Source organism: Pseudomonas faucium (genome assembly GCF_021602585.1).
Taxonomy (GTDB): Bacteria; Pseudomonadota; Gammaproteobacteria; order Pseudomonadales; family Pseudomonadaceae; genus Aquipseudomonas; species Aquipseudomonas faucium.
The window spans coordinates 64,901-77,405 of the sequence record NZ_BQIP01000014.1; the positions used below are offsets into that span (position 1 = coordinate 64,901).

The 12,505-nt window shown below is 64.6% G+C and carries 14 protein-coding genes; 5 read left to right on the forward strand and 9 right to left on the reverse strand.

The features are described from left to right. Window positions 1–58: 58 nt before the first annotated feature. The 6 genes from phnX to phnD all read right to left on the reverse strand — a co-directional run bounded on the left by phnX (window position 59) and on the right by phnD (window position 6,051). On the reverse strand, window positions 59–886 hold the full coding sequence (phnX, locus tag L6D75_RS17190) for a phosphonoacetaldehyde hydrolase (protein ID WP_176517483.1): 828 nt from the start codon (window positions 884–886) through the stop codon (window positions 59–61). Between the two features lie 35 nt (window positions 887–921). Continuing rightward, the gene (locus L6D75_RS17195) at window positions 922–2,214 is read right to left on the reverse strand and encodes an MFS transporter (RefSeq protein WP_176517482.1); all 1,293 of its coding nucleotides are present in this window, start codon (window positions 2,212–2,214) and stop codon (window positions 922–924) included. A gap of 110 nt (window positions 2,215–2,324) precedes the next feature. Continuing rightward, the gene (gene psrA, locus L6D75_RS17200) at window positions 2,325–3,416 is read right to left on the reverse strand and encodes an iron-containing alcohol dehydrogenase PsrA (protein WP_176517481.1); all 1,092 of its coding nucleotides are present in this window, start codon (window positions 3,414–3,416) and stop codon (window positions 2,325–2,327) included. Between the two features lie 159 nt (window positions 3,417–3,575). Further along, the gene (phnE, locus tag L6D75_RS17205) at window positions 3,576–4,394 is read right to left on the reverse strand and encodes a phosphonate ABC transporter, permease protein PhnE (protein WP_176517480.1); all 819 of its coding nucleotides are present in this window, start codon (window positions 4,392–4,394) and stop codon (window positions 3,576–3,578) included. 2 nt (window positions 4,395–4,396) lie between these two features. Then, window positions 4,397–5,185 (reverse strand): phosphonate ABC transporter ATP-binding protein, encoded by a 789-nt coding sequence (gene phnC, locus L6D75_RS17210; RefSeq protein WP_176517479.1) that lies wholly within the window; start codon window positions 5,183–5,185, stop codon window positions 4,397–4,399. Beyond that, complete coding sequence (gene phnD, locus L6D75_RS17215; protein WP_176517478.1) at window positions 5,182–6,051, reverse strand: phosphonate ABC transporter substrate-binding protein; 870 nt, start codon at window positions 6,049–6,051, stop codon at window positions 5,182–5,184. Before phnD ends, phnC begins: the two co-directional genes overlap by 4 nt. 111 nt (window positions 6,052–6,162) lie before the next feature. Here phnD and L6D75_RS17220 point away from each other — a divergent pair, with 111 nt between their 5' ends. After that, window positions 6,163–7,041 (forward strand): LysR substrate-binding domain-containing protein, encoded by an 879-nt coding sequence (locus L6D75_RS17220; protein WP_176517477.1) that lies wholly within the window; start codon window positions 6,163–6,165, stop codon window positions 7,039–7,041. Window positions 7,042–7,093: 52 nt separating this feature from the next. After that, a complete protein-coding gene (locus tag L6D75_RS17225; RefSeq protein ID WP_176517476.1) occupies window positions 7,094–7,327 on the forward strand; it encodes a hypothetical protein in 234 nt (77 codons plus the stop codon). 288 nt (window positions 7,328–7,615) lie between these two features. Here L6D75_RS17225 and L6D75_RS17230 read toward each other — a convergent pair whose 3' ends face one another. Beyond that, entirely contained in the window at window positions 7,616–8,071 is a 456-nt protein-coding gene (locus L6D75_RS17230; RefSeq protein WP_176511462.1) for an REP-associated tyrosine transposase, read from the reverse strand. 253 nt (window positions 8,072–8,324) lie between these two features. Here L6D75_RS17230 and L6D75_RS17235 point away from each other — a divergent pair, with 253 nt between their 5' ends. Beyond that, entirely contained in the window at window positions 8,325–8,597 is a 273-nt protein-coding gene (locus L6D75_RS17235; RefSeq protein ID WP_176511463.1) for a PepSY domain-containing protein, read from the forward strand. Window positions 8,598–8,650: 53 nt separating this feature from the next. Here the strand turns inward: L6D75_RS17235 and lhgO are convergent, their stop codons facing one another. Next, a complete protein-coding gene (lhgO, locus tag L6D75_RS17240; RefSeq protein ID WP_176511464.1) occupies window positions 8,651–9,892 on the reverse strand; it encodes an L-2-hydroxyglutarate oxidase in 1,242 nt (413 codons plus the stop codon). A gap of 55 nt (window positions 9,893–9,947) precedes the next feature. Beyond that, the gene (gene glaH / locus L6D75_RS17245; RefSeq protein WP_176511465.1) at window positions 9,948–10,934 is read right to left on the reverse strand and encodes a glutarate dioxygenase GlaH; all 987 of its coding nucleotides are present in this window, start codon (window positions 10,932–10,934) and stop codon (window positions 9,948–9,950) included. A gap of 166 nt (window positions 10,935–11,100) precedes the next feature. Here glaH and csiR point away from each other — a divergent pair, with 166 nt between their 5' ends. Both csiR and L6D75_RS17255 read left to right on the forward strand, forming a co-directional pair. Beyond that, window positions 11,101–11,793 (forward strand): DNA-binding transcriptional regulator CsiR, encoded by a 693-nt coding sequence (csiR, locus tag L6D75_RS17250; protein ID WP_176511466.1) that lies wholly within the window; start codon window positions 11,101–11,103, stop codon window positions 11,791–11,793. A gap of 154 nt (window positions 11,794–11,947) precedes the next feature. Next, window positions 11,948–12,502 carry a helix-turn-helix domain-containing protein gene (locus L6D75_RS17255; protein WP_176511467.1) on the forward strand — a complete coding sequence of 185 codons (555 nt, stop codon included), beginning with the start codon at window positions 11,948–11,950 and terminating at the stop codon, window positions 12,500–12,502. The last annotated feature ends 3 nt before the right edge of the window (window positions 12,503–12,505 follow it).

Below are 12,505 nucleotides of genomic sequence, written 5' to 3' on the forward strand. Positions count from 1 at the left end.
TCGGGCCCGCCACTCGCCATCGGCCCGCCCCATCGCGAGGGCGGGCCGACCCTGCGTGCTAGCAGCCCTGGGGCATCTCGCCGCGTGCCAGGCGCTGGTTGATGGCCTCGATCACCGCCGGCAGCTCGGCGATCGTGTCGATCAGGTAATGCGGGCGCGAGCCTTCGAAGGCCTGGCCAATGCGCGAACGGGCGTTTTCGAGCGCTGCCGCAGGCAGCGCCTTGTACTGCTCGTAGGTCAGGCCCAGCGCATTGCCCGAGCAGGTCAGCGCCACGGTCCACATGCCCGCCTTGCGCCCTTCGAGGATGCCCGGCCAGGTATCGTCGACCTTCACGCAGGCGGCCACATCATCGACCTGCAGCGCGATCACGTTGGCCAGGGCCTGGGCCGGGTAGGGGCGGCCATTGGGCACTTCGTCGGTGGCTACCACATGGTCGGCCACATAGCCGTTCTCGCGTGCCAGGGCCACCACCTTTTGCATGACGACGGCCGGGTAGCCGGAGCACGAGCCGATTTTCAGGCCCTTGCCGCGCAGGGCTTCGATGGCCTCTAGGGCGCCTGGGATCAGCGCCGAATGCAGGGCGATCTTTTCGATCTGCAGCGGCATGAAGCGCTCGTAGATCGCGGTCACGTCAAGGTCGGTGGGCGTGCGGCCGAAGGCGGCGCGGTAGCGCTCGGCAATCTGCGGCAGGTCGCACAGGGTGCGGATATGGTCCCACTTGCCCATGCCCATCGGGCCGCGGGCTTCTTCCAGGGACACCTCGACACCGAACTCGGCGAAGGCTTCGACGAAGATCTGGGTAGGCGCGAACGAGCCGAAATCAACGACGGTGCCAGCCCAGTCGAGGACGACTGCCTGAAGCCGGGTAGGTTGCGTGTAGTGCATGTTGATACTCCACTTTCAAGGGGCGAAGGGGCTGCCTAGCGGCGGATGAACAAGGCGACGGCGGCGCTGGAAAGGCACGCGGCTGTCACCACGATGAAAATCAGCGAAGTGTTGCCGGTGCTGTCGAGCATCGAGCCGATCAATGGCTCGGCCAGGCCGGCGAACAGGTAGGAAGAGAAATTCATGATGCCGGTGGCGGTGCCGGCGCGCTTGGCGCCGACCAGGTCCGGGCACAGTGCCCAGAAGCTGGACGCCGGGCCGTAGACGAAGAAGCCGCAGAGAAACAGCGCCACCAGGCCGATCGCGCTGTGGGCCGGCAGGCTCCACATCCACAGGCTGGTGGCAGCGCCCAGCAGCATGTAGAGCATGATCGCCAGGTAACGCTTGGAGCCGAACAGGCGGTCGGACACCCAGCCGTTGCTCAGTGCGCCGATGGCCATGCCCACCGGCAGCGCGACGGTGATCCACTTGGGGTCGATGAAGCCGTCGCCGTGCTTCCAGTCGGCGCCGAGAAAATGCACCGGCACCCAGACGATCAGCCCATAGCGTGCGGCGTTCTGGAAGCCCAGCGACAACGCGGCGATGATCAGGCGGGCGTTCTTCAGCACTGCCTTGTAGCGTTGCAGGGAGCTTTCCTGCTCGCCCACGGCTTCCTGGCCCTTGTCGTTGGCGTTGGCCACGCCGGTATCGGCCAGGGGCTCGAAGCCCATGTCCTGGGGGCGCTCACGGGCAATCAGGTAGAACAGGATGCCGCCTGCGAGCATCAGCAGCACCGGCAGGCGGAAGATCCAGCGCCACTCCAGTTGCAGCACCTCCAGCACCACGATCGAGGTGATGTACGACAGGATCGACGCGCACCCGGCCGCGAACACATAGAAGCCATAGACCTTGCCGCGCTCACCGGCGCTCCACCAGTTCGACAGCAGGCGGCTGCCTGGCGCCCAGCCCAGCGCCTGGAAGTAGCCATTGAGCCCCCACGGCAGGATCAGGCTGGCAAAGCCGCCGGCGAAGCTGGTGACCCAGTTGGCGGCGCACGACAGCACCGCGCCCAGGCTCATGATGCGCCGCCCGCCGAACTTGTCGGCGAGGTTGCCGTTGATCGCCTGGCCGATGGCGTAGGCCCACAACATGGCCGCCGAGGCCCAGCCCAGGGTTTCCTTGCTCAGGCCGAACTCGGCCTGGATGCCGGGGATGGCAAAGCCGAAGGTCTGCCGGCCGGTATAGAAGAACAGGTAGCAGAACATCGCGGCCAGCAGCATGCGCCACTGTGCCAGGCGAAACGAGGAGGCAGGTACGGCAAGGCTTGCATAGGTTTGCGCACGGTTCATGGTGGTTTTCCTTGTTGTTCGTTCCCGCCGGCCAGGCCGCGCAGGTGGGCACTCTTTTGCGGTGCATCAGGAAATGCCACGGCAGGCCGTGGCGGTGGGTTGCCTCGCCCTCAAGCGGCCTGGGCGCCGATGAAGTTCTTGCCGCGTGCCCCTTGCAGGGCATAGGCGATGATCTGCTCGGCCTCGGCCGCCGACACGCCGTAGTCGGCAAAATCGGTCTTCACCCCAAGCCCGTGGAGGAAGCTGCGCAGCTGCACCTGGGCCAGGGCCAGGTCGTCGCCGAACACCTGGCGCAGAGTGCGGTCGCGGGTTGCATCGCGGCCCCAGGCCAGCCCCAGCACCAGCGGCAGGATGAAGGAGCAGGCGATGCCATGGGGCAGGCCGTGGCGCAGGGTCATTTCGTAGGAGATGGAATGGGCGAGGGCGGTCTTGGTATTGGAGAACGCCATGCCGGCCTTGAGCGCTGCCAGAGCCATGCGTGCGCGCAGTTCCTGGTTGGCCAGGTCGCTGCGCAGCTTGGGCAGGCACTCCAGGATGTCGCCGATCGCGGAGATGGCAAAGCTGTCGGAGAGCGGGTTGGCGTTGATGTTCCAGATCGACTCCAGGGCGTGGGACAGGGCGTCCAGGCCTGTGGAAACGGTCACGCCGGCCGGCACCGTGAGCATCAGTTGCGGGTCGATGATCGCCACTTTCGGCCAGGTGCAGTCCAGGTGCAGGGAGTACTTCTTGTGGTTGGCGCTGTCCCAGATCGTCGCCCATGGCGTCACTTCACTGCCGGTGCCGGCCGTGGTGGGCACGGCGATCAGGCCCTTGCAGCGCGCCGGCACGAACGGCTTGGCAGACGACAAGCCGCGCAGCAGCTCGTCGAAGCTGCCGTTCTCGGTGCCGACGATCAGCGCCTTGGCGGTGTCGATGGCGCTGCCGCCGCCGACGGCGATCACCGTTTCACAGCCCGGCGCCTCACGCCAGAAGCGTTCGTAGGTGCCGCGCAGCTGGGCGACGTCGGGGTTGGGCTGGACATCCTCGACGATGTAGGCCAGGCGCTCGCCGAGCAGCGCCTGGATACGCGCCAGCAGGCCCAGGCCGCGGGCCTCGGGGAAGATCACCAGCGCGACCTGCTGGCCGGCGGTGAGGGCATCGAGCTCGAGCAGGCTGGCGCAGCCGAAGCGGGTATCGACCGGGTTGTGGAAACGAGCAGTCATGGCGACTCCCTGGTTTTTGTTGTTGGAGGTTGTCGCCATCGTCGGGGCCGCCCTCGCATAGCTCAAATCGATTGTTTGCAGGTATCCATCGGCTGGGCCGATAGGGAGAGGCACGGGGCGTCTAGCTTGCAGTGATGAGGTCATGGCAAAGGCACGTGATCAGTGACGGGCAGTGCCCTGGATGGCGTAGCGCAGGCGGCTCGAAAGCAAGTCGGCAAGCACCACCATGAGGGTGATGACCAGGATGCAGGTGGCGGTTTCCTGGTACTTGAACAGCTTCAGGCTGCTCACCAGTTCAAAGCCAAGGCCGCCCGCGCCGACCATGCCCAGCACCGTGGCCGAACGCAGGTTGACCTCGAAGCGGTACAGCACCACGGCAATCCACGCCGTGACCACCTGCGGCAGCACGCCGAAGGCGATCACCTGCAAGGCGTTGGCACCCGTTGCGCGCAGGGCTTCGATCGGCCCCTGGTCGATCTCCTCGATGCTCTCGGCGAAGAACTTGCCGAGCATGCCCACCCCGTGCAGCGCCAGGGCCAGCACGCCGGGGAACGGCCCGAGGCCGACGGCCGAGACGAACACCAGGGCGAGGATCAGTTCGTTGATGCTGCGGATCACGTTGAGCATCTGCCGCGTGCCCTGGTGCAGCCAGCGGTTGCGGTGCAGGTTGCGGGCGGCGAGAAAGCCCAGCGGCACCGCCAGCAGGATGCCCAGCAAGGTGCCCCAGAGGGCGATCTGCAGGGTTTCCAGCGCCGGGCGCCACAGGCTTGGCAGGATGCTCAGGTCCGGTGGCAGCGAACGGCCGAGGAAGTCGCCGATCTGCGGCAGGCCGCTGGCCAGGTCGGCCCAGCTCAGTTGCGCGCCTTCGGCGCTCCAGTGCAGCACGCCGAGCGCCAGCACCAGCAGCACGCCGCTGCTTAGCCAGCCGCGCGCGCTGCGCGGGGTGTTGACCAGCCATTGATGGGTCTGCAGGTTCATGTTCAGGCTCCCGCACCGGCGCAGCGGGCGCTGGCCGTGAATTGAGGCAGCGGCTCGCTGGCCGCCGGGCTTTCGTAGATGCGCTGCAGGGCCTGCTCGTCCAGTTGCCCCGGGCGGCCGTCGAACACCAGGCGCCCGCTGGCAAGGCCGATGATGCGGTCGCCGAACTCCATGGCCAGGTCCACCTGGTGCAGGTTGCACACCACGGTGATCCCCAGGCTGCGGGCGGCGTCGCGCAGGTAGTGCATCACCAGGTGCGCGGTCTTGGGGTCGAGGCTGGCCACCGGCTCGTCGGCCAGGATCACCTGGGGGCGCTGCGCCAAGGCGCGGGCAATGCCCACGCGCTGCATCTGCCCGCCAGACAGCGAATCGGTGCGGGCCGGCGCCTTGTGCTCCAGCTCCACCCGGCGCAGGCAGTCGCGCGCCAGGGCCACGTCTTCGCGGCTGAACACCTGCAGCAGCGAGGCCAGGGTGCTGCAGTAGCCGAGGCGGCCGGTGAGCACGTTCTTCAATACCGACAGGCGCGGCACCACGTTGTGGTGCTGGAAGATCATCGCCACGCGCCGGCGCAGCTCGCGCACATCGCCGGTGCCCATGGCGTCTATCCCGGCGACCTGCAACTGGCCGCCATCGGCCTGTGCCAGGCGGTTCATGCAGCGCAGCAGGGTCGATTTGCCGGCGCCGGAGCGGCCGAGGATGACCACGAATTCGCCAGCCTCGACTTCAAGGTCGATGCCCTTGAGCACCGGGTTGTCGGCGTAGCCTTTGCTCAGGCGCTGGATGCGGATCATTTCAGGCTCCGCAGGTTCAGGTCGAGCACCTTGGCGGTGTCGCGCACCACGTTGTAGGCGGCGTCGCTGGTGGGCTGGAAGCCATTGAGCAGGCCCTGGTCGCCCCATGGCACGTCCTTGATCGCGGCAAAGGCGCCGCGCAGCTTCTGCTGCAGTTCGGGGTCCAGGTTCTTGCGCCAGACCATGGGCGATTCGGGGATGTCGGGCGAGGTCCACACCACGCGCAGGTCGTCCTGCTTGACCTGGCCGCTGTTGATCGCCCCGCTGAGGATGCGATCGGCCACGGCGGCGGCGTCGACCTTGCGGTTGGCCACGGCGAGGATGCTGGCGTCGTGGGAGCCGGAGAAGATCACCCGCGAGAACAGCGCCTGCGGGTCGTGGCCGGCCTGCTCGAGGCCGGCCTTGGGGAACAGGTGGCCCGAGGCCGAGCTTGGGTCGACGAAGGCGAAGGTATGGCCCTTGAGGTCATCGAGGGTGCGGATCTGGCTGTCCTGGCGGGCAATGATCAGGCTGTGGTAGGCGCTGCTGGCGGTTTTCTTGGTCACGGCCACGGCGAAGGCTTCGGCCCCGGCGACCTGGTTGGCCAGCACGTAGGAGAACGGGCCGAGGTAGGCGACATCCAGCTTGCCGGCGCGCAGGGCTTCGATCACGCCGTTGTAGTCGGTGGCGACGAAGGGCTTTACCGGCATGCCCAGGCGCTGTTGCAGTTGGTCGAGCACCTGCTGGCTGCTCTTGATCATCGCCTGGGAATCCTCCGAGGGGATCAGGCCGACGGTGAGCACCTGCTGGGCCTGCACCGCTGGCGCGAGCAGCAGCGGAACCAGGGCGAGCTGGGCAAAGCGGAACAGACGAGCGAAGGAAGTCATGGGGTTACCGGAGGGGTTGTTGTCGGTAACGCCAAACTAGGGCTGTCATGTGACAGTCACCGCATCAGTTCAATATCGGTTTTCCCAGCCAACCATTCAAAGGATCTATGGATGTCCACGGCCCGCCTGCGCACCTTTCTCGCCGTTGCCCGCCATGCCAGCTTCAGTGCCGGTGCCAGAGCCATCGGCTTGAGCCAGCCGACCGCTACCAACCAGATCCAGGGGTTGGAGCGCGAGTTCAACGTCGAACTGTTCCATCGGCGCGGCCGGCGCATCGAGCTGACCGACGTGGGCCGGGCACTGCTGCCGATCGCCCAGCAGCTGTCGATGCTCGAGACCGAGGCGGCGGGGCTGCTCAAGGACTCGGGCAAGCTCAACCGCGGGCATTTGAAGCTGGGTGCGGTGGGCCCGTTTCATGTGATCGAGATGGTGGACCACTATTGCCGGGAATACCCGCAGATCGAGGTTTCGATCCGCATCGGCAACTCGGCCTCGGTGCTCGAAGACCTGGAAAACTACGTGATCGACATCGGTGTGCTGGCGGGGCTGCACGATGACCCCAACTTCGTCGCGCACCTTTACGCGCGCCACCCGGTGGTGCTGTTCGCCCATGTCGAGCACCCGTTTGCGCGCCATGACCAGGTGCCGTTGCAGGCCTTGCAAGGCCAGCGCCTGCTGCGCCGCGAAAGCGGTTCGACCACCCGCCTGGCGCTGGAGCGGGCCCTGGAGCGGGCCCAGGTGACGCCGAAGGTGGCCATGGAAATCGGCAGCCGCGAGGCCTTGCGCGAGGCGGTGATCCGGCGCCTGGGCATTGGGGCGGTGTCGGAGGCGGAATACATCGCCGACCCGCAACTGAAGATGATCCGCATCGAGGGCGACCCGGTCTGCACCGAAACCTACCTGTATCACCTGGTCGAGCGCAGCAATAACCAGATCGTCAGGTCGTTTCAGCACTGCTTGAAACCGCAAATGAAATCTTTGCATGAGTGAACTTGAGTGTTTCCCATAAGCAGACTAATACTTAAGCACTGCCGGAAGAGGGATGGTCATGCAGATTCGATTCGTTGTGGTGCCCGCCGTACCCCGCCAGAAGGAGGTATTTCCGCGACGCATCGGCTTTCCCAGCGTGCTGGGGGAGGGGTATGACCTGTATGACACGCAGGACAAGGTTCGCCTGAGCCTGAATTTCCCGACGCGCGCTGAAGCGGAGTTCGACTGTGCATGCCGCAATGGTTGCCAGGATGCCAATGAGGCAAGTGTCGTGGGGAGTGTTTGAGGGTTGGCAGGAGATCGTTTGTGTTGGTGAGATCGCGCGCCGCCCGCGCGGCGCATCGCGGATAAATCCGCTCCTACATTTGTTGCAACGTGCCACGGTCTGTCAGGCCATGGTTGTCCGCTTTTAGCGCCCGCCGAGAAATCGCGTCGTGCCCCCAAGGCTGACAACCATGGCCTATCAGGCATAGGTACGTTGCAACAAATGTAGGAGCGGATTTATCCGCGATGCGCCGCGCGGGCGGCGCGCGATCTCATGGGCCCCATTCATCCCATGACGGCCACTGGGCCATCACACCCAAACCGCATCCCAATGCGGATAATCTCCCACCTTCTCCACCAACCCAGCTCTCAAGGGATTGGCAATGATGTATCTGGCGGCCATCACCACATCCTCTTCCCGGCGCAAGGCGCGATCGTGATAGCCAGCTTGCCAAACGGGAACAGATCGGCACCCGGCTTTGCGCAACATATGGCTTGATCGAGCCTTGAAGCGGCGCATCAAGTTACTCAGCGTTTCATCCTTCAGCGCGATCAGCCAATGAACATGGTCAGGCATAACTACCCAGGCCAGTGACTGGCAGCTGTTTTCTTGGTCAGCCTGGCGAAGGTGCCTTATCACTGTCCGGGCATGTTGGAAATCCAGGAACAAGGGACGGCGTTGTTGGGTGACGGTGGAAAGCAGGTAGATTCGGCCGGGTTCAGAGCATCTGCCGCGACGGAGCAGACAACCTTTGGGGCTGGGCATGTGATCATCTGTGAATGGGGTGTTCTGGACAGCCTAGCGGTGGTGATTTTTCGGGGAGCAAGGTTCTTTTGCAGGATGTGAGGCCAGGTGTTCGGGGTTAGAGATTTTGCGCCCATGCGATCGCGCGGCCTTTGTAGGAGCGGATTCATCCGCGATGAGGCCAGCCCAGCCAACACAAATCCCAACGCAATGGAACTGCCCCAACCCCACCCGAGTCGCATCCTTTAACCCTCGCAAAAAAAGGATGTCGGCAATGAAAACCATCACTCGACTGTTCACCGGCCTCGCCCTGGTCGGCGCACTGGGCGCTTCTGCAGCCTGGGCCGATCAACCCGGCGCCGACTGGACCGTGACCAAGGACCAGGCCGAAGCCACGCTCAAGGGCGCCGGCTACACCCAGATCACCAAGATCGAAGCCGATGACGGCCATTGGGAAGGGGAAGGCATGAAGGCGGACGGCAAACGCTACGAATTCCACGTCGACCCGCACACCGGCGCCATCACCAAAGACGAACTGGATAACTGACCCGCCGCCCCGTTCGCCCGGCCTGAATGCCGACCGGGCGAACGGCGCGGTGCTCACACCGCCTGTGCGTGCGGCACCTGCACCGTGGTCTTGTTCAGGTCACCACCCACCTGCTCCTGAACCTTGGACACGATGTACGCCCCGATCGGTATCGCCGAGGTCGCCGCCGGCGACGGTGCATTGCACACGTTCACGCTGCGCGCCGTGTTCACGAACAGGAAGTCGTCGATCAGCTTGCCTTCGTTGGACACCGCCTGCGCCCGCACCCCGGCCGGGTAGGGCTTCAAGTCTGCCTTGGTCAGGCTCGGGCAGTACTTCTGCACGGTCTTGAGGTAGGCGCCCTTGAGCAGCGAATTCTTCATCTCGATCAGCCCCGGGCGCAGGTTGTCGCGCAGCACTTTGCGGATGCCGCGGTGGCCAAGCATGCTGCCCAGGTCGCTCAAGGAGATGTCGGACTTGCGATAACCCTCGCGCTTCATCGCCAGCACCGCGTTCGGCCCGACCGTGACCGTGCCATCGATCATCCGCGTCAGGTGCACGCCCAAAAACGGCATCGACGGGTCGGGGATCGGGTAGATCAGGTGGTTGACGATCTGGTTGTGCTGCGGCGGCAGCAGGTAGTACTCGCCCCGGAACGGGCAGATGGTGAAGCTCGGCTGCACGCCGAGCATGCGCACGATGCGGTCGGCCATCAGCCCCGAGCACGACACCAGGTAGCGGGTGCTGTAGGTGCCGCGGTTGCTGCTGACGACGATCGAGTCGGCGCGCTCGACCAGGCCGGTGACCTCGGTGTCGAACTGCACCGTGCCGCCTTTGTTCTGGAATTCCTTGCTCATCTGCGCGGTTACGGCGGCATAGTTCACGATGCCGCTGGAAGGCACGAAGATGCCGCCCAAACCGACGATATTGGGCTCGCGCTCGCGCAGCTCGCCAGCCGACAGCCAGTGACGCTCCAGGCCATTGGCCGCGGTGCGCTCCCACAGCGCGCGCATGCGCTCCATCTCCAGCTCGTTGGTGGCGACCAGCAGCTTGCCGCACTCGTCGTAGGCGATGCCGTGCTCATCGCAGAAGCGTTTGGTGGCCTTGTTGCCCTCCAGGCAGAACTTCGCCTTCAGGCTGCCGGGCGTGTAGTAGACGCCGGCATGGATCACGCCACTGTTATGGCCAGTCTGGTGCTGCGCCGGGCCGCTTTCCTTTTCCAGCAGCAGCATGCGTGCGTGCGGGTACTGGTCGGCCAGCTGCATCGCCGTCGACATGCCGACGATGCCGCCCCCGATGATCACGAAATCGTACATGGGTGTGTTCCTTGAAGCTGGCCTCGGCGCTCTTACGCCGAGGCCAGCTTGCACGTTAGTTGGAGGTCTGGCCGCGGTGGTGTTCCATTTTCGGGAAGCTGAAGTAGCCACGCTGGCGCATCAGTTCGCGGCGCAGGCCCGGGTGGGCGACGAAGCGGTCACGGCCATGCAGCCAGAACAGGTTGTTGATCAGCAGGAACGAGCCGACCGCCACCGGGATCGACACCTTGCTCACGCTGTTCTCCAGCGATTCGCCCAGCTGGAACAGCCAGGTGCCTTCCTCGAAGTTGTCCGGCTGCACGAACTGGTCGATGTAGCGCATGGTCGGGCGGCCCACCGCGTCGGTGTCGAACACCGCGTGGAACACGTCCTCGCGGGTGTTCTTGCTCGGCGGTGCGGTCCAGCGCATCACGCGGCGCGCCAGCGGGTGCTTGTAGAAGGTGTCCAGCTCAGCCCAGTCGTCCAGGTGCTGCAGCAGCGAGTTGCCACCCTCCATGTTCTGCTCGTCGATCTTCATCATCAGCACGTAGTCGGTGATCTGGTTGACGAAGGTGCCGTCGTTGTGCAGCTCCATTACCCGGTGCGGCTGGCGCAGGTAGCTGTCGGAGTTGTCGATGTTCTCGACCACGAAGCGCGCATAGAACTGGCCGCTCATGGCATCGAAGTTGGAACGGCCCAGCAGGTGCGCCACGGCGGTGGAGAGCTTCACCATGTCTTCGGCCTGGGCAACGCTGTCCAGGCCCTCGGGCACCACCAGCAGGCCGCCGGTGCCGCGGTCGAGCAGGGTGTTGACGATGACCGGGCGCAGGGTGCCCTGGCAGATGTCATCGAGGATCTTGCCCACCTGGAAGCGCAGGAACGACTTGTACTCCAGCGCCTGCACCGGCCACTGGGCGACTGCCGCGACGAAGGCCTCGACGGTCTGCTTGCTCAAACGCAGCTCCAGCAGGCGGTCGGACTGCGGCGTCGATTGCAGGGTGAAACCGTGCAGCAGGGCAGGTTGCTCGAGGGCAGGCATATCGATGCGGGTGATGGCGTTCATGGCGGCTCCTGGGGATCAACTGGTCAAGTGATGGCGCCAAAATATCGCTGAAAATTCAAAATGTCTACATTTTCGTAAAACGTAATAATTAAATGTTTTTGTTAACGTTCTGCGTTGCCTGGTCGAGTTCGGTATGATAGGCGCGCCTTGCAAGAGAGCCCTGTGGATGGACCTGACCGATCTCGCTGAAACCACCTCCGATGCTGCCTATGCGCGCTTGAAGAGCGACATTCTCCGTGGCGCCTACCGCCCCGGCGAAAAGCTGCTGATGAGCGCCCTCAAAGACCGCTATGCCGTCGGCGTCGGGCCGATGCGCGAGGTGCTGGCGCGGCTGGTGGGCGAGCGGCTGGTCAGCGCCATCAACCAGAAAGGCTACCGGGTGGCGACCATGTCGCTGGACGAGATGGTCGATGTCTACAAGGCCCGTGCCCACCTGGAGGCGCTGATCGTCGGCCTGGCGGTGGAGAAGGGCGATGAAGCCTGGGAGGCGTCCATCGTGGCCACCTCGCACACGCTGTCGAAGGTGGTCGAGCTGCATACCCCGCAGGAAATGGTCGATGTCTGGGATGCCCGGCACAAGGCCTTCCACAACGCCATCGCCAGTGGTTGCGGGTCCAAGAGCCTGCTGCAGGCGCGGGCCTTTCTCCAGGACCAGGCCGAGCGCTACCGGCAGATCTGGCTCAAGCGCACGGTGCTGTCGGAAGAGGCCTTGCGCCTCAAGCGCGAGGAGCATGCCGAACTGGTCGGCACCATCCTCGGGCGCGATGCGGCCAAGGCCAGCAAGATGATGCTGGAGCACCTGATGACCCCGGTGCCGATCATCACCCGCATCATCGAGCGTGAAGCCGACATTCTCTAACCACGCCGCTATCACCCCCTCATTGCCCTGATGTCGCGAGCGCCGGAATGCACCCGGCGCTCGCGATCGTGTGTCCGCGTCGCTTGACTCGTGAAATTTTTCATGTATTTTTTCATGAAAAATAAGTCCAATAATTTCACGGTGGTGCTGAGCGATGACGATGCACGAAGAGGTCGAAGCCCTGGCGATCCTCATTCACGACTTGCGCAAGTTCAAGAACCTGACGCTGGGCGAGCTGGCCGAGCGCGTCGATCGTTCGGTGGGGTTTCTGTCCCAGGTAGAGCGGGGCGTGTCGCGCCCCACCGTGGCCGACCTGACCGCCATCAGCGAAACGCTCGGTGTTTCCACCGCGTACTTCTACAACCTGAGCAAGCCGCGTGAAGTCAGCTGGGTCACCCGCCCCCACGAGCGGCGCACCTTGTACCTGGCCTCGGGCATCACCGACGTGCTGGCCTCGCCGACCATCGCGGGCGCCTTTTCTATGCTCGACAGCCGCCTGGAGCCAGGCGCGACCAGTGGCGAGCAGTACCTGAGCGACCGCTCCGAGCAGGGCTGCTTCGTCCTCGAGGGCGAACTGACGGTGTGGCTCGACGATGGCGAGCCGGTGACCCTGCAGGCCAACGACAGCTTCCAGCTCAACCCCCACGCGCATTTCCGTTACGCCAACCTGACGGACAAGCTGACCCGCGTGCTCTGGGTTTTCAATTGAATT